The organism is Deinococcus seoulensis (genome assembly GCF_014648115.1).
Lineage (GTDB): Bacteria > Deinococcota > Deinococci > Deinococcales > Deinococcaceae > Deinococcus > Deinococcus seoulensis.
Map to the genome: position 1 here is coordinate 102,940 of NZ_BMQM01000002.1, position 22,072 is coordinate 125,011.

The following is a 22,072-nucleotide window of genomic DNA, read 5'->3' on the forward strand; positions in this document are numbered from 1 at the left end:
TGTAGACTATCCGCCCCACGCCCCTGCGGGCAGGTGAAACCTTACGATCTGAACGGATTCCCGGCACGTCCCCACTGTAGCGGCCCAGTCATGACGGGATTCTTGCCACATCTGCATGCACCCGGTCCGCAGGCGCCCACACGCGCCCGCCACGGCAGCCCGCGCACACGCACGACCCTGGCACTACCCTGCGGGCATGAACGACACCGAACGCAGCACCGGGCAGCAGAGCCCCGAACAGCAGAGCGCTGAGCAACGCGCCGCCACCCACACCCCCACGCCAGGGCACGCGCGGGCAGTCATCTTCGGTTCGCAGCAGGAACGCATTCAGGAACGCCTGACCGACCTGGACCCCGACCTGGGCCGCTACATTCAGGACTTCGCGTACGACACCGTGTACGACCGCCCAGGACTGGACCTGAAAAGCAAGGAGCTGATCGCCTGCGCGCTGCTCGTCTCACTGGGCAGCCCCCCCGAACTGCGCACCCACATCCGCGGCGCCATGAACGCCGGAGCGACCGAGGCCGAGGTGCGCGGCGCCCTCATGATGTGCGTCCCGTACCTGGGGTTCCCACGCACCGTGGCAGCCTTCGAGGTGCTCAGGCAGCACCTGAAGCGCTGACCCACACACAACACGAACCGACCCCCACAGGGAGGGCCGGTCCGGTCAAAAGGAGGCGTAGATCAGAAGGTGGCTTTGACGCCCACGCGGGCCTTGAAGTTGGTGCCGGGACGCACGAAACGGTCGTCGTAGACGCTGTAGCCGGCGTCACCGGTGTTGTAGGTGCCTCCGGCGTTCGTGTTGCTTCCCCCGGTCGTGATCGAGGACTTGAAGAAGTGATCGACGCCCAGGTCGCCCACGAGGCTGATGTTGCCGCTCAGGGCATAGCTGGCCATTACGCCCGCGCCGATCCCGAAGGAGTTGCTGCTGTAGGTCACGTTGCCGTCGGCGCCGTAGTCTTCGGTACTGCGGAACATGCCGTAGCGGCCGCCGGCGTACAGGGTGGTGTCGACGCCGGGGGCGACTTCGCCGAGGCTGTAGGTGCCGTCGAGGGACACGACGGTCTGGCTGCCGGATTCGGTGGCACCGATGTTCTGTTTGAGGTCGCCGAACGTGAAGGGGCCACTGCCGTCGGTGGTGCCGTCGTTGCTGTCGTTGATGGCGTCGGCGGAGCGGGTGACAGCCACGCCGACCTTCACGCCGACCGGACCGACGACGTTGGGGGCGTGCACGAAGGCTTCGCCGCTGAGGCCGCCGGCGTAACCGCCGGTCAGGCCGAGTTCGACGCCGTTCAGGGACTGCGCGCCGGCGGTGGCGGTGCTGGCGGCGATGGCGAGGACGGTCAGGGAGATCAGGTTCTTCATGAGGGTAGGTTCGTCCGTGACCATGAGAGGGTTCCTTGAGGCAGTTGACGGGAGCTTTAAGGTAGCGGTCTTCCTAAAGGCCGTCGCTTGATGACCTGAACGGCACGTAAAGCCGGGCTGGTGTGGGTGCGGGGGCGTCCATGCCGCCCTGCGCGTTCATGTGGGGCCGGGTGGGTGGGCCCGGGGTTCTCATGTTCGGTCAGGTGGCTGGGTCGCCGGGTGGCCGGATGAAGTCATACGGATTCCGTTTGTTTGGCTGACAATCCGGAACTTCACCGCCCCTGCCAGCTCCACGCCCGGAGGGGCGTTTTTCTCCTACGCGCATCGGCTCGGACCCGGCGGTCTTTGCAGCCCATTCAATCGGAGTCCCTATCAGTTGACCGGTGCTGTGCGGGCGGGGTGCGCCTGAGCTACCCTGGTGACCGGTTCATTTTCGAGTTCTGGTTCCGTCCGGAGCGTGGTGTGGCGCGCGGGTGCATGACTGGTGCGCGGCGGCTGGGTTCCTGATGTGTGGGCCGGGGCGTGCCGGGTGGTGCGGCGCGCGGGACTTCCCTGGGCAGGACCGCTCTGCTAAACTTGAACCAAGTACAATTTGTCGGGCCGGGCGGGCCAGCCTCACCCGAAGTCCCCGACACACGCACCTGACTCCCTGGAGGACCCATGAACATCCTGACGCTCGTAAGACAAGTTCCGGACGCCGAAGCCCGCGTCAAGATCAGCGGCCAGACCGTCGACCTCGACGGCGCCACCCTGATCATCGACGGCATGGACGAGTACGGCGTGGAAGAAGCCCTGCGCCTGCGCGAAAGCGGCGCGCCCGTCGAACAGATCATCGCGCTGGCCGTCGGCCCCAAGAAAGTCGAGGACGCCCTGCGCACCTCGCTCGCCATGGGCGTGGACCGCGCCATTCACGTCGAAACCGACGAAACGTTCGACGCCATCACCCTCAGCCGCGTCGTGGCGCAGGTCGCGCAGGCCGAGAACGTGACCCTGATCCTGGTCGGCGGGCAGGAAGCCGACTGGGACTCCCAGGCCCTCGGTGCCGCCAGCGCCGAACGCCTCGGCTGGCCCCAGCTGACCTGGACGAACGAACTGAAACTCGACGGCGAAACCCTGACCGGCCGCCACGACGTGGACGACGGCAACGAGAGCTTCAGCGCCCCCCTGCCCGCCGTGGTCACCACGCAGCAGGGCCTGAACGAACCCCGTTACCCCACCCTGCCGAACATCATGAAAGCCAAGAAGAAGGAACTCCGCAAGGACGACCCCGCTTCCTACGGCCTGAGCAGCAAGGTCCGCGTGGTCGGCGCTGAAATCCAGACCCGCGCCCGCCTGAACAGGATGATCGACGGCAAGGACCCCCAGGCCGCCGCCCAACAACTGCTGGACCTGCTTCGCAACGAAGCGAAGGTGATCGCATGATTCTGATCGTCGCTGAACACACCGCCGGGAAACTGGCGAAAGCCACCCTGGAAATGGTCACCGCCGCCCGCGACTCGGGCCGCGAAGGCCCCGTCACCCTGCTCGTGCTGGGCCAAAACGTCGCCAGCGTGGCCACCGAGGCCGCCGCCGTCGCCGATCAGGTGCTCGTCGCCGACCTGCCCCAGCTCGCCACCTACAACGCCGAGGTCTGGGCCGCCGCCACCACGCAGATCGCGCAGGAAGGCGAGGCGCACACCGTGATCATCGGCGGGAGCCGCTCCGGCCGCGAGTACGCGCCCCGCGTGGCCGTGAAGCTGGACGCCGCGTACCTGGAAGACGCCACCAAACTGAGCAGCAACGGCGCGGCCCTCCAGGCGCAGCGCTACACCTTCCTGGCCCGCGTGACCGAGACCGTCGAGGCGGACGGACTGGTCGTCGTGACCGTCAAGCCCGGCTCGTTCGCGCCCGCCGCCCCCGCTGGCGCGGCCGGTGAGCAGTACGACGTCGAACTCACCCTGCCCACCCCCCGCGTGCAGGTGACCGGCAAGAGCGTCGAGAAGAGCAGCCGCGTCGCCCTGACCGAAGCGGACGTGATCGTCACCGGCGGCCGTGGCGTCGGCAGCCCCGAGAACTTCGCCCGGTACGTCGAGGGCCTCGCCGACAACATCGGCGCGGGCGTCGGTGCCACGCGCGCCGTCGTGGACGCCGGCTGGCGCCCCTACGCCGAGCAGGTCGGCCAGACCGGCAAGACCGTGCAGCCCAAGGCGTACATCGCCCTCGGCGTCAGCGGCGCCGTGCAGCACCTGAGCGGCATGGGCAAGAGCAAGAACATCATCGCCATCAACAAGGACGCCGAGGCCCCCATCTTCAAGGTCGCGGACTACGGCATCGTCGGCGACATCAACGAGATCGTCCCCGCGCTGATCGAAGCCAGCCGCAAGTAAACGGAATGTGGGAGTGGGCTGGTTCTCCAACCTCTGCCCCACCACACAGCAGTCCCTGAAAGGCCCGCCGACGCATTCGCAGTCGGCGGGTTCCCTTCTGTTCCCCCTCTGCACTGCGTACTGCCCACAACCTCCCCACTTGAGCGTGCCTTATGCCTCGGCTCCGGACGGGCGGGTGTCCCTGAGACTGGGGGCATGACAGACGGTTCTGGTGTGATCGTGACGGGCGCGGCGCGCGGCATTGGCCGGGCGGTCGCGGAGTTGTACGCGGAACGTGGATGGCGGGTCCTGAGCGCGGACGTGAACCTGCCGCCCACCCTGAAGGGCCAGCGGCGCGTGAAGGCGGACGTGAGCACCGCCGCCGGACGCGAACGGATCGTGCGGGCAGCGCGGGAGATGGGGGGCGTGCAGGTGCTCGTGAACAACGCGGCGTACCAGGGCGCGCACGGGAGCGTGCTGGACGTCAGTGAACGCGGCTGGGCGCGGACCCTGAACGTGAACCTGACCGCGCCACTGCTGCTGGTGCGGGCGCTGGTGGACCTGCTGCCGCACGGAGCGGCAGTGGTGAACGTGGCGAGCGTGCAGGGCCTGTTCGCCGAGCAGGACAACGCCGCGTACAACGCCAGCAAGGGCGGCCTGGTGAACCTGACGCGCGCCATGGCGCTGGACCTCGCGCCGCGCGGCCTGCGAGTGAACGCGGTCGCGCCCGGCGCCATCAGCACCGAGGGCGTACTGGACGCCATCGCGGACAGCAGCGACCCCGAGCAGACCCGCCGGGACTACGAGGACCTGCACGCCCTGCGCCGCCTGGGCACCCCGCGCGAGGTCGCGCAGGTCGTGTACTTCCTGGGCAGCGGGGAGGCCGCGTTCATGACGGGCGCGATCGTGCCGGTGGACGGCGGAATGACCGCGTCATTCATGATGGCGGGCCGACCGGTGTAATACGGACTCCGATTGAATGGCCTTTGCAGTCCATTCAATCGGAGTCCGTATCAGATGCTGCGGGGGCGGCCCCAGCTCAGCAGCCCGATGATCAGGATGAAGGCCGTCATGCTCAGGACCGGGATGGTGATGACGGTGTTCAGTCCAGCCAGCGCGCCGCTGCCCCAGACGGGCCAGGGGACGTTACAGGCGACGGTGGTGGCGTCGGCGGTGCAGGCTTTCAGGACGGGAATCACGCCCCAGTCCTCGAAGTTCTGGATCAGGGCGATGACGGCCCCGACGCCCGCGAGCGGCAGGGCATACACGCGGGCACCGAGGTCGCCGCGCAGCGCGCCGATGCCTAGGATGACGGCCAGCGGGTACATGGCGATACGCTGGTACCAGCACAGCACGCAGGGTTTGAAGCCCAGGATGTTACTGAAGTACAGGCTGCCCAGCGTGGCGATCAGGGCGATCACCCACGCGGCGTACAGGCGGTTGTCGCGGCTCACGGCTTACTTGCTGGCGGCGTCGATGGCGGCGCTGACGTCGGCCAGCAGGTAGCTGCTCTGGCCGCTGCCGTTCAGGACTTCCTTGCCGTTCACGAACACGGTGGGCGTGTGGTTCACGCGGGCGTCCGTGACCTGTTTCTCGTCGGCGTCCACGCGGGCGGCGGTGGCGTCGGTATCCAGGCAGGTGGCGAACTTGCCCTGGTCGAGTCCCTCGACGTTCCCGGCGAGGTCCTTGAGGCGGGTCTTGGTGGCCCAGACGGTGCTCTCGCTGCCCTGGGCGCGGAACAGGATGGTCTTGAAACTGCCGAAGGCGTCGTTGCCGCCCTGGTCGTACACGCACTTGGCGGCCTGCGCGGCGAGTTTACTGTCGTCGGTGGGCAGGCGGACGTTCTCGGCCAGGAAGGGCCACACCAGGGAGTACAGCTTGGCCTTGCCGGTCTCGATGTACTTGCTGTTCAGTTCGGGAGCGATGGTTTCCTCGAAGGTCTTGCACACGGGGCACTTGAAGTCCTCGACGACGACCACGCTGACGGGCGCGTCGGCCTTGCCGGCGAAGGGCTGGCCGGTCAGGTCGAAGTTGCCGTTCAGGCCCGCTCCGGGGGCGGGTTTGCCGCGCACGGCGACGAGGGCGAGGGCGATCAGGGCCACGGCGATCAGCGTGCCGATCACGAGAATGGTGCGGTTGGAGTTGCTGTTCATCTGCCCTGAAGTGTAACGCGCGTCCATGAGGGACCGCAGGGCGGCGTGCAGGCAGCAGAAAACGCCGCTCCGGCGTGCGGGAACGGCGTGCAGGGAGGCACGGGGGTTCAGGCGGGTGCGGTGTCCGCGCGCCGGGTGCGGCGCTGGCGGGCGCGCAGGATCAGGCCGATCAGTTGCCGCGCGGCGCTGATGCCCAGCGCGATCAGCATGGCGGTGATGGCAGTCCGCTGGAATTCCGGGTTGGCGGGCAGCGTCATCTGCGGGTCGAGTTTGGTACCGAACTGCCCGACGACGATCAGGACGCCCGCGAACAGCACTCCGGCGAACGGCAGGACGAACAGGCCGCCCGAGTGCTTGAGCAGCAGCGTGCCCATCAGGGCGCCGCCGACCAGCGGCAGGATGACCAGCCACTCGGCGGGCGGCTGCACCGGACTGAAGTACCCCAGGCCGCCCATGACCAGCCCGGCGTACCCGAACCAGCCGCCGAACTCGTCGGCCAGCAGGGTCAGCAGCACCCAGGTCAGCAGGCGCACGGGCCACTCGCCGGGCGTCCACTGGAAGTACGCCAGGGCCAGCAGGCACACGGCGCCGCCCAGCAGTTTCATCAGCGTGACGGCCGTGCTGGCGGGCGGGTCGTCCTGACCCCCGGCCTGACGCTGACGCCCGGCCGGGCGGCCCCTGGCAGGCGTCGGGGGGGCAGCGGGCGCCGGGCGGGTCGGGGTACCGTCCGGGGTCGCGTGCCGCCCGGTCTGGTCGGCCTGAAGGGGCCCCTCAGCGCTGGGGGTCTGGGCGTCTGCGGTGTGGGCGTCGGGTTGGGCAGGGTCGGGCGGCTGGGTCATGCGCTTTCTTTCTTAGCACGAGTTTTGCGGGCGGGGGCCGCGCCGACGGGTTCCAGCTCCTCGGCGGCCGCCTTCTTCGGGGTGCGTCTGGCTTTCTTCGGCGCCTCCACAGGTTCGTCGGACGGGACAGTGCGGGGCTGGGCGGCCACGATGCCAGGCACGCGGCGCAGGTACTCGCCGGTGTGGCTGGTCGGGTGGGCGGCCATCTCCTCGGGGGTGCCGGTGCCGACGACCGTGCCGCCGCGCACGCCGCCCTCGGGGCCCAGGTCGATGATGTGGTCGGCGGTCTTCATGACGTCCAGGCTGTGCTCGATGATCACGAGGGTGTTGCCGCCCTCCACGAGGCGTTGCAGCACTTCCATGAGTTTGCGGACGTCCTCGAAGTGCAGGCCCGTGGTGGGTTCGTCGAGGATGTAGATGGTCTTGCCGGTGGCGCGTTTGCTCAGTTCGCTGGCGAGTTTGATGCGCTGCGCCTCTCCGCCGGAGAGGGTGGTGCTGGGCTGCCCGATCTTCATGTAGCCCAGGCCCACGTCGCACAGCAGGGTCATCTTGCGTTCGATGGCGGGGATCGCCTCGAAGAAGCTCTGGGCGTCCTCGACGGTCAGGTCGAGCACGTCGGCGATGGTCTTGCCGTTGTACTTGACTTCCAGCGTCTCGCGGTTGTACCTCGCACCCTTGCAGACCTCGCAGGGGACGTAGATGTCGGGGAGGAAGTTCATCTCGATCTTCATGACGCCGTCGCCCTTGCAGTGCTCGCAGCGGCCGCCCTTCACGTTGAACGAGAAGCGCCCGGCCTGGTAGCCGCGCCGCCGGGCTTCGGGCGTGCGGGTGAACAGGTCGCGGATCTCGGTGAACACGCCGGTGTACGTGGCGGGGTTGCTGCGCGGCGTGCGCCCGATGGGGCTCTGGTCGATCTCGATGACCTTGTCCAGGTGCTCCATGCCCTCGATCCGGTCGTACTTGCCGGGGGTGGTCTTCGCGCCGTTCAATTCGCGGGCCAGCGTGGCGTGCAGGATGTCGTGGATCAGGGTGCTCTTGCCGCTGCCCGAGGGGCCGGTGACGACGGTCATGGTGCCCAGCGGAATCTCGATGGAGACGTTCTGGAGATTGTGTTCGCGCGCCCCGATGACCTTCAACTGTTTGCCGTTGCCCCGGCGGCGATGGGTGGGCACCTCGATCTTCAGTTCGCCGCGCAGGTACTTGCCGGTCAGGCTGTTCTTGTCCTTCTTCACCTGTTCCGGGGTGCCGACGGCGACGACCTGCCCGCCGTGCACGCCGGCGCCGGGGCCCATGTCCACGAGGTAGTCGGCGTCCATCATGGTGTCCTCGTCGTGCTCGACGACGATCAGGGTGTTACCCAGGTCGCGCAGGTGCTTCAGCGTGCCGATCAGGCGGTGGTTGTCCTTGGGGTGCAGGCCGATGCTGGGTTCGTCGAGGACGTACAGCACCCCGGTTAGGCCGCTGCCGACCTGCGTGGCGAGGCGGATGCGCTGCGCCTCCCCGCCGCTCAGGGTGTTCGCGGTGCGGTCCAGGCTCAGGTAGTCCAGGCCGACATCTACCAGGAATTTCAGGCGGGTGCGGATGGCTTTCAGGACGGGCGCGGCGACTGCCGACCCGAAATCGTTCAGGGCGTACTCGTAGTGGCGCGGGCCGTGCGCCTTCGCGGTGCCGCCCGCGTGGCCTTTCAGGAACGGCTCGATGGCCGCGTGGTCCAGCGCGCCGTCCTGAAGGCGGTCGAAGAACGAGTCGGCGTCCAGCACGCTCATGCCGCTCGCCTGACTGATGTTCAGGCCGCCCACGCGCACCGCGAGGATCTCGGGTTTGTAGCGGGTGCCGCCGCAGGTCGGGCACGGCTGGAGTTCCATCATCTCCTCGAGTTTCTCGCGCATGAACTCGGATTCCGTGTCGGCGTAGCGGCGTTCCAGGTTCGGGATGACCCCCTCGAACTCGGTCATGAAGCGCATGGTTTCCTTGCCCGCGCGGCGGTACACGACCTCGAACGGCGCGCCCGGCCCCTTCAGGACGGCGTCCTGTGCGGCTTTCGGCAGGTCGCGCCAGGGGGTCTTCACGCTGAAGTCCAGGTGTTCGGCCAGCGCCTGCAGTTTGTCCCAGTAGTAGATGCCGCCACCCGTGCCCTTCTTGCTCCAGGGGAGGATGGCGCCCTCGGCGATGGAGAGCTTGTCGTCGATGATCTGGTCCGGGCTGAACTCCTGCTTGCTGCCCAGGCCCGCGCAGTCCCCGCACGCGCCGTACGGCGAGTTGAACGAGAACGAGCGGGGTTCGAGTTCCTCCAGCACGCTGCCGTGCTCGGGGCAGGCGAACTTCTCGGAGTACAGTTCCTCGTGCGCGCCGCCGTCTTCACCAGCATCCGGCATCAGGACGCGCAGCAGGCTCTCGCCGCGGCGCAGGCCCAGTTCGACACTCTCCGCGATGCGGCTACGGTCGCCCTCGCGCAGCGTCACGCGGTCGATGACCACGTCCACGTCGTGCTTCTCGAACTTCTCCAGCTTCAGCTTCTCGGCTTCCTCCAGTTCGTACAGCGTGCCGTCCACGCGGACGCGCGCGAAGCCCTCGCGGCGCAGGTCCGCGAACAGCTTGCGGTACTCGCCCTTGCGCCCACGCACGACGGGCGCGAGCAGGATGGCGCGCTTGTCAGGGAAGCCCGCCAGCAGGCGGTCGGTGATCTCGCTGGGGCTCTGCTTCTCGATCTTGCGGCCGCACACCGGGCAGTACGGGGTGCCCACGCGGGCATACAGCAACCGGAGGTAGTCGTGGATCTCGGTGACGGTGCCCACCGTGCTGCGCGGGTTGTGGCTGGTGGTCTTCTGGTCGATGGAGATGGCCGGGGACAGGCCGGTGATGCTCTCGACGTCGGGTTTCTCCATCAGGCCCAGGAACTGCCGGGCGTACGCGCTGAGGCTCTCGACGTAGCGGCGCTGGCCCTCGGCGTAGATGGTGTCGAAGGCCAGTGTGCTCTTGCCGCTGCCGGACACGCCGGTGATCACCACGAACTGGTCGCGCGGCAGTTCCACCGTGATGTTCTTGAGGTTGTGCTCCTTCGCGCCCTTCACGATCAGATTGTTCTGCAAGGTGGATTCTCCCTGAAAAGTGCGGCCTGAACAGCAGGAATCAGACGTAGACCGGGCCGCCGGGGGTTACGTTGAACGCGTAAGGCACCGCCTCCGCTTCGGAAACGAGACAGTCTAGCAGGTCAGGGCAGCATCCGAACATGGGGGGATTCCTCATTCGCCACCTGTCGTGGGGCAGGCGGGTTGACGGTTCGGCAGGGCAGTGTTACGGTCTGGGTAATCGATAACTCAGACCGGTTGCCCGCAGGGGCACCCGCCCCCTCACCGCTGCCCGGCCTGACCCGCCGGGCCTCGCCCCCGCGTGCCCGCCGCGCCCAGGAGCATCCATGCGCCGTACCCCGCTTCAGCTGACCGCCCTGACCGTCCTCCTCAGCGCCTGCACGCTCACCCGCCCCCCGGCCGGACAGGCACTGGGCCGCGAGAGCCTCCCCGAGCGCAACGGCTGGGCCGCCAGCGGCACCGGCACCACCGGCGGCAGCCGCGCCGACGCCGCCCACACCTTCACGGTCAGCACCCACGCCGAACTGATCAGCGCGCTGGGCAACGGCGACGGCACCCCCCGCCTGATCTACGTGCGCGGCACCATCGACGGCATGACCGCCCCCGACGGCCGAGTGCTGACCTGCACGGACTTCCAGGAGGGCGGCTACACCCTGGACGCCTACCTGAACGCCTACGACCCCGCCACGTACGGCCGCACCCAGAAACCCGCCGGGCCGCTGGAGGACGCCCGCCGGGCCAGCGCCCAGCGGCAGGCGGCGCAGGTCAAGGTGCGGGTCGGGTCGAACACCAGCCTGATCGGCCTGGACCGCGGCGCCCGCCTGACCCACCTGAACCTGTGGGTCGAGAAGGCCGACAACGTCATCATCCGCAACCTGACCCTGGAGGACGCCGCCGACTGCTTCCCCGCCTGGGACCCCACCGACGGCGCGACCGGCAACTGGAACTCCGAGTACGACCTGATCAGCATCGTGACGTCCACGCACGTCTGGGTGGACCGCGTGGACCTCAGCGACGGCCGCAACCCGGACCAGGCGCAGCCCACCCTGCTGGGCCGCCCCTATCAGGTGCACGACGGGGCGCTGGACATCACGAAAGGCTCGGACCTCGTCACGGTGTCCTGGAGTGTGCTGCGCGACCACGACAAGAGCATGCTGATCGGCTCGACCGACAAACCCGCCGCGCCGGACGTGCCCACCTCGGACCGGGGGCGGCTGCGGGTCACGCTGCACCACAACCTCTTCCGGAACCTGGGGCAGCGCGTCCCGCGCGTCCGCTTCGGGCAGGTTCACCTGTACAACAACCTGTACGAGATCACCGACCCCGCCACGTACGGCTACAGCATCGGCGCGGGCGTCGGCGCGCAACTGGTCGTGCAGAACAACGCCTTCGGGCTTCCGGCAGGTGTCACGCCCGACCGGGTGCTGTACAACTGGAGTAAACCCGACCTGGACCTGCCGCAGGTCCGCGCGACCGGGAACGTCCTGACTGACGGGACTGAGGTGGACCTGCTCGCCGCGTTCAACGCCGCCAACCCGGCGCGCCCGCTGACCGGCAACGTCACCTGGACGCCGGAGCTGACCGTCGCCCCCCCGCAGGACGCCCGCACGGTGCCCGCTGCCGTCCGCGCCGGAGCGGGACCCCGCTGAAGGCGGCTCCGGCCCCAGCTCTGTGGCTCTGGGCAGGCTCAGGGCAGCGTCAGGACGCGCACGTTCCCGTCGCGGGCACTCAGGTAGTTCAGCAGGCGCCCGTCGGGACTGACGGACCAGTCGGCCAGCCGCACCTGATCGCCCAGGTCGCCCAGCGTCTTCCAGGCGTTCGCGGTCACGTCGTACTGCCGCAGGGTGTGCGGGCCGCCCGCTGCGTTCAGGGGGATCAGCAGCAGGCGGTTGGCGTCCCGCCAGCGGTACGAGCCGAAGGTGCTCAGTTCGCGCGGGCTGCCGCTGGCGGTGCCCTGCACCCACAGGCCGTTGCGGGCGGCGCTGTCGAAGGCGACGGTGTACGCGACCTGCCGTCCGCCGGGGCTGATGGTCACCGAGCGCAGGTTCAGCGCGGACCTCAGCACCCGGCGCGCGCCCGTGCGGGTGTTCAGCGTGAACAGGTCACGGTCGCGGGCCGCCGCACTGGGCTTGCCGCTCAGGAGCAGGGTGGTGTCGTCCAGCCAGCCGTGAATGCTGCCGCCCGAGAGGGTCGCCACCAGCCGGGGCGCGCCGAAGGCGTCGGCGACGAACACCCGCGTGACGCGGCGGTCGTAGTTGCCGCTCGTGTCGCTGCGGGCGTACGCCAGTCGTGTCTCGGCGGCGGTCCAGGTGACATCCGCTCCGTAGGTGGGCAGCGTGAAGCGCCGCCCGTCGGTCAGGCGTTCCAGGGTGGTCGCCTCGCCCGCACCGGGCCGCACCGCCCAGCGCAGCGACGGCGAGAAGAACGCCACGCTGGAGAAGCGCCGCGTGACCTCTCCCCCGGTCGCCGGGACGCTGTAGATGCCGGTCGAGCCGCGCGCCGGGGGTCCATCCAGGAACAGCAGCGCACGGGAGTCGGGTGTCCAGACCACGCCGGGGCAGCACTCACCGCTCAGGACCGCGCGGGACGGAAGGGTGGCGGCCTCCACCGCACCCAGCAGCAGGGCCGCCAGGGCCAGCAGGGTGCGCTTCACCGGGCACCCCCGGCAGCGGGAGGCCAGGGCTGACGGTACTCGTTCAGCAGCGGGCCGCCCCGCAGCGCGGCAGGCTGCGAGTCCGGCGTCTGCCAGCGCCGGGGACGCTCCAGGTCGTACTCGTAGCCCCGCCCGAAACTCCCGGCCAGCGCCAGTGAATTCCAGTCCGCCGCGATGTACGGCAGCGGATTCAGGAAGCGCTGGTGCGACCGGTCCCGCAGTTCCAGGTGCAGGTGCGGCGCGCTGACACACGTGCCCTGCGAGTCGCCGCTCTCGCCGATGACCTGCCCGCGCGTCACCCGCTGCCCCACGCGCACGCTGGAGCGCACCCGCAGATGCCCGTACAGACTGGACAGGTTCCCGGCGTGGTTCACGACCACGTTGTGCGGCGGGCTGCCGTGCGGGCCGTCCACCTCGGCCACCACGCCGTCCCCGATGGCCCGCACGGGCGTGCCGCACGGCGCACTGAAATCCAGGCCCGCATGGATGCCCTGCAGGTTCCCGTACGTGCTGCGCCGCTGCCGGTACGCGCCCGTCGTGTTCCCGTAGCCCTGGCCCAGCATCCAGGTGTCCGGGCCGGGCGGCCCTGCGAACGGCAGCCCGAACTGCGCCTTCGCGGGCGCGACGGCACTCAGGGGCAGCGGCGTGGCGTAGTGGGCTAGCGCCACGCCGGACAGCGGCACGCTGAGGAGCAGGAATCGGCGGGCAGACATACCCGATGCTGCCCGCCCCGCCCGCGCGGCAGGGTACGCGCGGCCACCTTCTGCCCTGCGCGTTCCTTCAGGCTTTGCGCAGCAGGATGCTCTTGAGGTACAGGCTCTCGGGGACGCTCAGGAGGTGCGGGTGGTCGGCGGGCTGGTAGGTCACGTCCAGCACCTCGGCGTCGGTGTTCGCCTCGGCGGCGGCGACGCGGGCGGCGTCGAGCAGGTCGTCCACGCGGATGTAGTGGGCGCAGGTGCTGATCATCAGGTGCCCGCCGCTTTCCAGCATCCGCAGGGCGCTGGCGGCGCCGTCGGTGAAGATGCGTTTGGCGCGGGGTACGTCGTCGCGCCGTTTGGCGAGGGTGGGCGGGTCGAGGACGATGGCCGAGAAGGTCCGCCGGTCCTTTTCCAGTGCGGCGAGGGCTTCCAGGGCGTCGCCCCAGCGCACGCCGACCTGAAGGCCGTTACTGCGCGCCGCCTGTTCCAGCGCGGCCAGGGCGACGTTGTCCTTGTCGATGGCGACTGCCTTCGCGCCGGCCTTCGCGGCGTGCAGGCTGAAGCCCCCGGTGTACGAGTACACGTCCAGGAAGCCCGCGCCGGGCCGGACGAGCGAGGCCATCAGGCGGCGGTTGTCGCGCTGGTCGAGGAAGAAGCCGGTCTTCTGCGCGTCCATCGGCGCGAAGTGCAGGCGCAGGTCGTCCTCGAAGAATTCCACGCGCTCCGGCACGTCGCCCCACAGGGTCCCGGTCACGAGGTCCAGGCCCTCGCGGCGGCGCTCGCCGGTGTCGCTGCGCTCGAAGGCACTCGCGGCGCGGGTCTCGTCCTTCAGGGCCTTCACGATCAGGTCGCGGTGGCGTTCCACACCGGCGTTGCGCAGTTGCACGCTCAGGACGGACCCGAACTGGTCGGCGATCACGCCGGGCATCCCGTCGGCCTCGGCGTGCAGGACGCGCATGGCGTCGGTGTTCAGGATGCGGCCCTCGCGGCGTGCCAGGGCGGCCTTCACGCGGGCGCGGTAGAACTTCAGGTCGATGTCCTCGTCCTGCCAGGTCAGCAACCTCAGCGGCGTGGCTCCCTGCGGGTTGAAGTACCCGCGCGCGATCAGGCGGGTGCTTCCCTCGGCGCGGACGTTCACGACCTCGCCGGGCTGGATGCCGTCGTCGGCGCGGGCGATGTCGCCGCTGTGCCCGAACGGGTAGCGGCCCGCGATGCGGCGCACCGCCTGGGCTTGAAGGGTGACGGTGGGGGACTTCTTCACCGCAGCAGCGTACCAGAGGGGCGCGTGAACGTGACTGTAAGGCGGGGCGGTTCCGGCGGCGCAGGTGCCGCTGCTACGCTGGCGGGCATGAACCGTCCCGCCCGCCTGATGCCTGCCGTCCTGTCTGTCGCCGCCTCGCTGCTGCTGGGGTCGTGCGGCCTGATTCCCACGCCCAGCGTGGACGTTCCCGACAGCACCCTGAACCTGCCGGACAGCGGCACCCTGAACGGGAAGGTCGTGTACCTGTACACCGACTCGCTGAAGGGCAACTCGGTCCCGGCGGCCCTGTCTCGGTTCAAGGTGGAGGGCAACGCCACGTACACCACGGCGGCCGGAACGCTGAGCCGCGTGGGCATGTACATCCGCCCGGACCTGAGTAATGTGCCTGCCACCTGCACCGAGTACCCGGCGTCGCTCGCCACGCCGCGCATGCTGGTGTGCAGCGAGGCGGGCGAGCAGGCACAGGCGATCGGGACGCTGACCCTGAAGGCCGGACAGGGCATGCCGTTCTCGCTGGGCGGCGCGGCCCTGGACGCAGCGGCGCGCGGCGGGCACGGGTACTTCGGCATGAGTTTCAGTGAGGGGCGCAGTCTGTTCGGCGACACGCTGAAGCTGAGTGAAATGAAGGCCAGCGCCCGCCTGTAATACGGACTGCCGTTCGCTGCGCTGTGAGCCGGCTTCTCTCCCACCCGCATCCGCTCGGACCCAGCGGCTCTGTAAGCGATTCAATCGGAGTCCGTACAGCCCCCGCATGCGCCTGTGCGGACTCCCCCCATCATCCCCCCCATTGACTGAAGGGGGGCAGAGGCGCCGCACACCTGTCAGGGTCTCATAAGGTGCCCGGCGCGCTTTTGTGGTGGGTGCAGGGTGCTCTAGCCTGTGCAGGTGTCCTTCAATCCACCACCGCGCCGTCAGGTGCCGCTGAACCCGATCCGTCGGCGCCGCACGTGGTCGGCCCTGACGGCCGCCCTGCTGTGCGCGGCGCTGCCACTGGCGGCCGCCAGTCCGGCCACGGACCTGTACCGCGACGCCACCACCCGTGTCTTGCGTGACTACTACGGCTGGAGTACCGCCGACCTGAAAGCCCTGACCGAGCAGTACGGCCGCACCCTGGAGGAACGCTGCGCGCCTGCCGGGGACGCCTGCCCGTTCGAGACGGCCCGCGAGGTCCTGACCGAACTGTTCACGCAGGTCGGGGACGCCCACACCAGCGTGCGCGACCCGGAAAGTGCGCTGCGCCTGCGGGAAGTGCAGGAGAACCTCGCGGTGCCCCGTACGGGCGCGCGGGTGGTCAGCGTGCCCGGCGGGCTGCTGGTCGCGTCGGTCATGCCGGGCAGCCCGGCCGAGCAGGCAGGCCTGCGCCCGTTCGACCTGCTGACCCGCGTGAACGGCGCGCCCGCCGGGAAGAACCCGGACCCCACCCCCAGCGCCGATACCGGCAATGGCACGGGCGCGGGCACGCAGGACGATCAGGCCGCGCCCGGCACGGACCTGCTGGGCGCCAGGGAATTCACGCGACTGGAACGCGCCGCGCAGCCCATCCAGGTCGAGGTGACCGCGCCGGGCCGCGCGCCCCGCCCGCTGACCCTGACGACCGCCACCCTGCGCGCGCGGGACGAACCCACCCTGAACTGGGTCGGGCCGGACCGCCGGACCGCGCTGATCTCGGTCGCGTCGTTCCTGCCGTCCGACACGGCCGCGCAGTTCCTGGCCCGCGTGCGCGAGGCGGAACGCGAAGGAGCGCGCGCCCTGCTGATCGACCTGCGCTTCAACGGGGGCGGCAGCCTGACGCAGTGCGTGGCGGCCGCCAGTATCTTCGCGCCTACCCAGTACCGCAGCCGCTTCCGCACGGGCGGCACCATGTACGCCGGGATCGAGGGCCGTCCGGCTGGCCCGCAGGACCGCCAGCGTCCGCCGGACACGGCCGTGTGGCGCGGCCCGGCCGCCGTGCTGGTCGGCCCGAACACCGCCTCGTGCTCGGAGGTCTTCACGTACTACGCGCAGCGGGCCGGGGCGCTGGCCGTGGGCGAGGTCACGCGCGGCGTGGGGAACAGCGGCGTGACCCTCGAACCCCTCCCGGACGGCGGAGTGGTGTCCGTCACGGTCCTGCGCGCCTACTGGCCCGACGGCACGCCGCTCCCGGCGCACGTGACGCCCGACGTGCCGGCCCCCACCGACCTGCGCGCCCTGACCACCCAGGGCCAGGACACCTGCCTGAACGCCGCGCTGAACGCCCTGAACGCCCGGACCGGGCACCTGCCCGCACCCGCCACCAGTTCCGCCGCGCCGCAACGCCCCTGAACCGCAACGCCCCTGGTACAGACGCGGATTGAATGGGTTGCAGAGCCTGTTCAATCCGAACGGATGCGACTCGTAGAGCTGCGCCGCAGAGCAGCAGAGAAACGCCCCCCGGTTGCCGTGGGTGCGGGCCGCTCTACGCGGCGGTCAGCGGGACCAGCGTTTCATGAGGGTCACGAGGCGTTCGGGCGTGACGTTGCGGTACTCGATGTCGTTCACGCGGACCAGCGGGGCGTCCTCGGCGGGCACGGACTCGCCGCAGTGCTTGAGGGCCAGTTCGACGTTCCCGTCGGCCGTGACCATGCCGGGGCTGATGCGCAGCGCCGTCCAGACGGCGTCGAGCAGGTCCTCGCGTTGATCGATGGTGAGGTGTTCAGTACAGATTTCCAGGCGGGTAACGGGCACAGTGATGATCTCCTTCAGGCCGGGTCATCCTACCGGATCAGGGCACGCTGCGGCGCGCGTCCCGTCCACGCGGCCGGGCACCGCAGCGGCGGGGTATCTTCCCGGACGTGCTCCCCACCCATCCAGCCGCCCCGGCCACCCTGGCCGGACCCGACGCGCGGGCCACGCGCCTGGCACTGACCGGCGTGATCGTCACCGTGACCATCTGGGGCGGGAACGTGGTGCTGCTCAAGACACTGCTGTCACACCTGAACGCCGAGAGCATCAACACCGGGCGGTTCCTGCTGGCCTCGGCGGTCCTGGTGACGCTGGCCGTCCGCGCGCACGGCTGGCCCCGCTGGACGTGGCAGACGTGGCTGACCGTCGCGGGCGTGGGCCTGCTGGGCAACAGCGTGTTCCAGACGCTGTTCCTGATCGGCATCCGGCTCTCCCCGGCGGGCGTGGCGGGCGTCGTGAACGGCATGGTGCCCGTGCTGGTGCTGCCACTGGGGCTGCTGCTGGGCACGCGGGTCACGCGGCGGCAGGCGACGGGCGTGGCCGTGGCCTTCGGCGGCCTGCTGACCCTGCTGCTCCTGACCCGGCAACCCGGATCGCCCGTCACGCCGGGCGGCATGGCGTGGCTGCTGGCCGCCGCGACCGCCTGGGCGCTGTACACCCTGTTCAACCGCACGCTGTCCGGGCGGCTGGGGGCGCTGCCGTTCGTGGCGTTCAGCCTCGCGCTGGGCAGCCTGCCGTACCTGCTGTACGCCGCGCCGCACGTGCAACTGGGCGGCACGCCGCCACTGGCGTGGGCGGGCGTGGCACTCAGCGGGCTGGGCGCGAACGTCGTGGCGTACCTCGCGTGGGCGCGCGGCGCGCAGGTGCTCGGCGCGGCCCGCACCAGCGTTTGGAACACCCTGGCCCCCGTGATCGCCCTGATGCTGGGCGCGGCCCTGCTGCACGAACGACTGCCGCTGACCGTCTGGGCGGCCGCCGCCGTGATCCTCGGCGGCGCGGCCCTCGCCAACTGGCCCGGCCGGACGGCAGCCCCACCGACCGGCGGCACCCGGCACAACGCCCCCACCGGGTAGGCAGGGGCGCGCAGACGCTCAGGGCGCGGATCAGTCCGGCTGCCGGTCCGAGCCGTGCAGTTGCACCGGCGTGCCGCGCCGCACACGCAGGTTCAGCAGTTCCACCGCAATCGCGAAGCCCATCGCGAAGTACGTGTACCCCTTGGGAATCTTGAACCCGAAACCGTCCGCGATCAGGTTCACGCCGATCAGCAGCAGGAACGACAGGGCCAGCATCTTCACGGTCGGGTGCGCCTGCACGAACTCCCCGATGGGCCGCGCGGCCACCAGCATGATCGCCACCGTCACCACCACCGCCGAGACCATCACGCCGATATCGTCCGCCATCCCGACCGCCGTGATGACGCTGTCGAGGCTGAACACGAGGTCCAGCAGCATGATCTGCCCGATGATCGCCGCGAAGTTCGCCCCCACCACCGCGCCCGCCGACGCGCCCGCACCGTGATGCGGACCCTCGAGTTGCTCGTGCATCTCCTTGACGGCCTTGTACAGCAGGAACAACCCGCCGAAGATCAGGATCAGGTCCCGACCCGAGAAGCCCTGCCCGAATACCTGAAACAGCTCATTTTTCAGACTGTAGATCCAGCTGATCGAGAACAGCAGGCCCAGCCGCATGAGCATCGCCCCCAGCAGACCGATGGTCCGGGCGCGCTGCTGCTGCTCCGGCGGCAGTTTGCCCGCCAGGATCGAGATGAAAATGACGTTATCGATCCCCAGCACGACTTCCAGCAGCAGCAGCGTGCCGAACGCCAGCCAGGCCTCGGGCTGCGTGATCCAACCGAACAGTGATTCCATCCTGGTCACTCCCTGAATGCAGAAAACGGACGCTGACACGCGCGCCCAGGAACTCCGTCACCTGCCCTGCCACCGCGCCCGTGCCACGCGACCGACGCTCATGCTGACGGCGCACATCCGCCGCAACATGGCAGGACGCTCAAGGCCCTTCATGAAACCGGGAATGACCTCATACGGACTGCCGTTTTCCCCTACTCGCTTCGCTCGGATTGAACGGTCTTTGCAGCCCATTCAACCGGAGTCCGTATCATCCGTTCAGTTCGGGCCGGGACGTCGCGCCGTCCAGGAACACGGCCAGCAGCGCCCGCCCCATGCCCTGCGGATCGCTGGGCGGCGCGCCCGTCACCAGCGGGTACGTGAGCGCCAGGAACGCCCGCGCCAGCATCGCCGGGGCCACATCCGAACGCAACTCGCCCCGCGCGGCCGCCAGCTCGAACAGTTCGGACAGGCCCCCGATCCACACGCGGCGGTACTCGCGTTCGAACGCGCCGCGCCGCTCGGCACTCACGTGCCGTAACTCGCTCGCCAGTTGCAACCCCACCCGCTGCTCGGGCGCGCTGGCCAGCAACTCGTACACCAGCGTATCGAGCTGAAGGCGGATCCCCACCTGCGAGTTCGCCGCCGCGACCAGCCGCGCCAGCCCCGCCAGGGTGCCCTCCAGCATCGCCAGGAACAACGCCTCCTTGTCGGCGTAATGGTGGTACAGGGCCGGTTTGGTCACGCCGACCGCCTCGGCCACCTCGCGCATGCTGACCCCGTGGTACCCGCTCTGCACGAACAGCCGCGCCGCCTCCTGCTGAATGCGGGCGCGGGTCGTGTCAGGCACGGCAGGAGCAGAAACAGGAGGAACCGTCATCGCCGCCCATGATACCCGCCCTGGCATTCACCTGACAGCGCGCCGTACACTGAGAAACGACCCGTAACCCACGCCCCGCCCCGCACCTGAACACAGGAGTCGCCATGCGTTCATTCAAGCTGCCCGCCCTGCCCGCCGCCCTGCTCTCGGTGACGCTCGCCGCATGCTCGCAGACCGGCGCGCCCCAGCAGCTCAGCACCTACGCCGACCGACCCGAGTTGCAGGACACGGGCAGTCAGGCCATCCTGGCCCGCTACGGCAACGACCCCGGCCTGATCGCTGCGCTGCGCGAAGCGTACGGCGAGACGCCCAGCATCCTGACCCTGCCCGCCGCGCCCGCCATCACCGGCCTGGACCTGACGGGCGACCGACTCGCGTACATCAAACGCACCGGCTGGGGCACCGTCGGCAACTACAACACCCAGTACGCCGCGTACGCCGCGACCAGCCTCCCCTACCCCGGCCTGGACTGGACCCGCGACGGATGCAGCGCCCCCGACGGCCTGGGCCTCGGCTACCGCGAGGACTTCCGCCCGGCCTGCAACGTGCACGACTTCGGGTACCGCAACCTGAAAATCTACCAGCGCACCGACGCCAACCGCGCCACCACCGACGACGCCTTCTACACCAACATGAAAAGCATCTGCGCCGCCAAGAGCTGGTACGCCCGCCCCGCCTGCTACAGCGCCGCGTACGCCTACTACCAGGGTGTCCGCATCGGCGGCAGCGACAGCTTCTGAACAGGGAGCGGGGGCAGGAAATGGGCCTGACTGCGCCTCGCTTCCTGCCCCCCGCTCAGGCCGGGTTCGTCCAGTACGCCCAGGAGTGCCCGCCCGCGCAGGTCGCCGTGAACTCCAGCCCGCGTTTGCTGACCTTGCCCGGCTGCCCGCACGCCGCGCACACCGGCTTGGCCGGCGTGTTGCCGCCACAGTCGGCGCACTTCAGGTAGTACCCGTACTTCCCGAACTGCACCGTCACGTTCACGCCCGAACACGCGCGGCACGCCACGTCCGGGCGGGGCCGCGCCTGCGCCTGCCGCTCCTGCGACGTACGGACGCTCGCCCGTGAACTGTTCCCGCTGCTCACGGCTTACGCTCCGGTCTCTTCGGCGTGCCAGATGTCCTGCGGGGTTTCACGCTGGCGGATGACGGTCCAGGTGCCCGCGTCATGCAGAACCTCGGGGGGGCGGGGGCGGGTGAGGTAGGTGCTGCTCATGGCGGCGCCGTACGCGCCTGCTTCGTGGATGGCGAGGAGGTCGCCGGGGTGCGGGTCGGGCAGGCGGAGGTCGCGGGCGAGGAGGTCGCCGCTCTCGCAGGCGGGTCCGGCGAGGTCCCAGGTGTCGGTTCCGCTGCGGTCCCAGAGGGGCGTGACGGGGTGCTGCGCGCCGTACAGCATGGGGCGCAGCAGTTCGGTCATGCCGGCGTCGACCAGCACGAAGTTCCGGCCGGTGCGTTTGGTGCCGACCACGCGGGTGAGGAGGGTGCCGGCCTGCGCGACGAGGTACCGGCCGGGTTCGACCCACAGCTCGGCGCCGAAGGCCTGGGCGGCGGCGCGGGCTTCGCGGGCGATGCCGTGCAGGTCGGCGCCCAGGCCCCAGCCGCCCCCGGCGTCGAGGACGGCCAGCGGGCCGGTGTGGGCGCGCAGTTCGCCGAGGCGGTGGAAGGCGGCGGTGAAGTCGTGCGCGTCGCGGATGGCGCTGCCGATGTGGACGTGCAGGCCCAGGGCGGTGTGCCCGGCGGCGCGCAGGGCGTCCAGCACGCGGGGGGCCTGTTCGGGGGTCACGCCGAATTTGCTGCCCGCGGCGCCGGTGGCGAGGTGGTCGTGGGTGCTGACGTTCAGGGCGGGGTTCACGCGGACCAGCGCGCGGGAGCCGGGGGGCAGCAGGCGGACCTCCTCTTCGCGGTCGAGGATGAACGTCGCGCCGAGCTGCGCGCCGGTGGCGTACTCGCCGGGCGTCTTGGCGGGGCCGTTCACGAGGATGCGCTCACCAGTGGCGCCCACTCGGGCGGCGCGGGCGAGTTCCCCGGCGCTGACGCATTCGAAACCGACACCCTGGGCGTGCAGGCGGCGCAGGAGGGTCAGGTTGGGGTTGGCTTTCATGGCGTAGTACACGCGGGCGTCCCCGAACGCGGCGCGGACGCGGGCCAGCGCGACGTCGAGTTCGGCGGCGTCGTAGACGTACAGGGGCGTGCCGTACGCGTGCGCGGCGGCGTGAAAGTGCTCCGGCGAGAGGCTCATGCCGGGA

The 22,072-nt window shown here is 69.9% G+C and carries 22 protein-coding genes; 9 read left to right on the forward strand and 13 right to left on the reverse strand.

The window, feature by feature from the left end:
* Window positions 1-196 precede the first annotated feature (196 nt).
* Window positions 197-622 carry a carboxymuconolactone decarboxylase family protein gene (locus tag IEY70_RS02315; protein WP_189063377.1) on the forward strand — a complete coding sequence of 142 codons (426 nt, stop codon included), beginning with the start codon at window positions 197-199 and terminating at the stop codon, window positions 620-622.
* 62 nt (window positions 623-684) lie between these two features.
* Here IEY70_RS02315 and IEY70_RS02320 read toward each other — a convergent pair whose 3' ends face one another.
* Window positions 685-1,365 (reverse strand): hypothetical protein, encoded by a 681-nt coding sequence (locus IEY70_RS02320; protein ID WP_189063378.1) that lies wholly within the window; start codon window positions 1,363-1,365, stop codon window positions 685-687.
* Window positions 1,366-2,025: 660 nt separating this feature from the next.
* On the opposite strand from IEY70_RS02320, the gene IEY70_RS02325 reads away from it, so the two are divergent.
* From IEY70_RS02325 to IEY70_RS02335, 3 genes are all read left to right on the forward strand, one after another.
* Complete coding sequence (locus tag IEY70_RS02325; protein WP_189063379.1) at window positions 2,026-2,787, forward strand: electron transfer flavoprotein subunit beta/FixA family protein; 762 nt, start codon at window positions 2,026-2,028, stop codon at window positions 2,785-2,787.
* Window positions 2,784-3,731, forward strand: a complete 948-nt coding sequence (locus IEY70_RS02330; protein ID WP_189063380.1) for an electron transfer flavoprotein subunit alpha/FixB family protein — start codon at window positions 2,784-2,786, stop codon at window positions 3,729-3,731. Before IEY70_RS02325 ends, IEY70_RS02330 begins: the two co-directional genes overlap by 4 nt.
* Window positions 3,732-3,926: 195 nt before the next feature.
* Window positions 3,927-4,673, forward strand: a complete 747-nt coding sequence (locus IEY70_RS02335; RefSeq protein ID WP_189063381.1) for an SDR family NAD(P)-dependent oxidoreductase — start codon at window positions 3,927-3,929, stop codon at window positions 4,671-4,673.
* Between the two features lie 50 nt (window positions 4,674-4,723).
* Here IEY70_RS02335 and IEY70_RS02340 read toward each other — a convergent pair whose 3' ends face one another.
* From IEY70_RS02340 to uvrA, 4 genes are all read right to left on the reverse strand, one after another.
* On the reverse strand, window positions 4,724-5,164 hold the full coding sequence (locus IEY70_RS02340) for a disulfide bond formation protein B (protein WP_189063382.1): 441 nt from the start codon (window positions 5,162-5,164) through the stop codon (window positions 4,724-4,726).
* A 3-nt stretch (window positions 5,165-5,167) separates the two neighbouring features.
* A complete protein-coding gene (locus IEY70_RS02345) occupies window positions 5,168-5,863 on the reverse strand; it encodes a DsbA family protein (protein WP_189063383.1) in 696 nt (231 codons plus the stop codon).
* Between the two features lie 107 nt (window positions 5,864-5,970).
* On the reverse strand, window positions 5,971-6,702 hold the full coding sequence (locus tag IEY70_RS02350) for a hypothetical protein (RefSeq protein ID WP_189063384.1): 732 nt from the start codon (window positions 6,700-6,702) through the stop codon (window positions 5,971-5,973).
* Window positions 6,699-9,791: an excinuclease ABC subunit UvrA gene (gene uvrA, locus IEY70_RS02355; RefSeq protein WP_189063385.1), complete on the reverse strand. Its 3,093-nt coding sequence runs from the start codon at window positions 9,789-9,791 to the stop codon at window positions 6,699-6,701. Before uvrA ends, IEY70_RS02350 begins: the two co-directional genes overlap by 4 nt.
* A 326-nt stretch (window positions 9,792-10,117) precedes the next feature.
* On the opposite strand from uvrA, the gene IEY70_RS02360 reads away from it, so the two are divergent.
* A complete protein-coding gene (locus IEY70_RS02360) occupies window positions 10,118-11,440 on the forward strand; it encodes a pectate lyase family protein (RefSeq protein ID WP_189063386.1) in 1,323 nt (440 codons plus the stop codon).
* A gap of 38 nt (window positions 11,441-11,478) precedes the next feature.
* On the opposite strand, the gene IEY70_RS02365 is transcribed toward IEY70_RS02360, so the two are convergent.
* The 3 genes from IEY70_RS02365 to IEY70_RS02375 all read right to left on the reverse strand — a co-directional run bounded on the left by IEY70_RS02365 (window position 11,479) and on the right by IEY70_RS02375 (window position 14,403).
* On the reverse strand, window positions 11,479-12,444 hold the full coding sequence (locus IEY70_RS02365; protein WP_229777565.1) for a hypothetical protein: 966 nt from the start codon (window positions 12,442-12,444) through the stop codon (window positions 11,479-11,481).
* A complete protein-coding gene (locus IEY70_RS02370) occupies window positions 12,441-13,157 on the reverse strand; it encodes a M23 family metallopeptidase (RefSeq protein WP_189063387.1) in 717 nt (238 codons plus the stop codon). The genes IEY70_RS02365 and IEY70_RS02370 overlap by 4 nt, the downstream gene beginning before the upstream one ends.
* Before the next feature lie 67 nt (window positions 13,158-13,224).
* The gene (locus IEY70_RS02375; protein WP_189063388.1) at window positions 13,225-14,403 is read right to left on the reverse strand and encodes a class I SAM-dependent rRNA methyltransferase; all 1,179 of its coding nucleotides are present in this window, start codon (window positions 14,401-14,403) and stop codon (window positions 13,225-13,227) included.
* An 87-nt stretch (window positions 14,404-14,490) separates the two neighbouring features.
* On the opposite strand from IEY70_RS02375, the gene IEY70_RS02380 reads away from it, so the two are divergent.
* Together IEY70_RS02380 and IEY70_RS02385 are read left to right on the forward strand one after the other, a co-directional pair.
* Window positions 14,491-15,048: a hypothetical protein gene (locus IEY70_RS02380; protein ID WP_189063389.1), complete on the forward strand. Its 558-nt coding sequence runs from the start codon at window positions 14,491-14,493 to the stop codon at window positions 15,046-15,048.
* Between the two features lie 240 nt (window positions 15,049-15,288).
* Window positions 15,289-16,704 carry a S41 family peptidase gene (locus IEY70_RS02385; protein ID WP_229777566.1) on the forward strand — a complete coding sequence of 472 codons (1,416 nt, stop codon included), beginning with the start codon at window positions 15,289-15,291 and terminating at the stop codon, window positions 16,702-16,704.
* A gap of 144 nt (window positions 16,705-16,848) precedes the next feature.
* Here the strand turns inward: IEY70_RS02385 and IEY70_RS02390 are convergent, their stop codons facing one another.
* Entirely contained in the window at window positions 16,849-17,106 is a 258-nt protein-coding gene (locus tag IEY70_RS02390; RefSeq protein WP_189063390.1) for an NAD(P)H-dependent oxidoreductase subunit E, read from the reverse strand.
* 107 nt (window positions 17,107-17,213) lie between these two features.
* Here IEY70_RS02390 and IEY70_RS02395 point away from each other — a divergent pair, with 107 nt between their 5' ends.
* Window positions 17,214-18,176 (forward strand): DMT family transporter, encoded by a 963-nt coding sequence (locus IEY70_RS02395; RefSeq protein WP_229777567.1) that lies wholly within the window; start codon window positions 17,214-17,216, stop codon window positions 18,174-18,176.
* Between the two features lie 30 nt (window positions 18,177-18,206).
* Here the strand turns inward: IEY70_RS02395 and IEY70_RS02400 are convergent, their stop codons facing one another.
* Window positions 18,207-18,971, reverse strand: a complete 765-nt coding sequence (locus IEY70_RS02400; protein WP_189063391.1) for a TerC family protein — start codon at window positions 18,969-18,971, stop codon at window positions 18,207-18,209.
* A gap of 247 nt (window positions 18,972-19,218) precedes the next feature.
* On the reverse strand, window positions 19,219-19,827 hold the full coding sequence (locus tag IEY70_RS02405) for a TetR/AcrR family transcriptional regulator (RefSeq protein ID WP_189063392.1): 609 nt from the start codon (window positions 19,825-19,827) through the stop codon (window positions 19,219-19,221).
* A gap of 104 nt (window positions 19,828-19,931) precedes the next feature.
* Between IEY70_RS02405 and IEY70_RS02410 the strand changes: the two genes are divergently transcribed.
* Entirely contained in the window at window positions 19,932-20,567 is a 636-nt protein-coding gene (locus IEY70_RS02410) for a phospholipase A2 (RefSeq protein ID WP_189063393.1), read from the forward strand.
* Between the two features lie 55 nt (window positions 20,568-20,622).
* Here the strand turns inward: IEY70_RS02410 and IEY70_RS02415 are convergent, their stop codons facing one another.
* Both IEY70_RS02415 and lysA read right to left on the reverse strand, forming a co-directional pair.
* Window positions 20,623-20,913, reverse strand: a complete 291-nt coding sequence (locus IEY70_RS02415) for a hypothetical protein (RefSeq protein WP_189063394.1) — start codon at window positions 20,911-20,913, stop codon at window positions 20,623-20,625.
* A 3-nt stretch (window positions 20,914-20,916) separates the two neighbouring features.
* Window positions 20,917-22,065 (reverse strand): diaminopimelate decarboxylase, encoded by a 1,149-nt coding sequence (gene lysA, locus IEY70_RS02420; RefSeq protein WP_189063395.1) that lies wholly within the window; start codon window positions 22,063-22,065, stop codon window positions 20,917-20,919.
* Window positions 22,066-22,072: the final 7 nt, after the last annotated feature.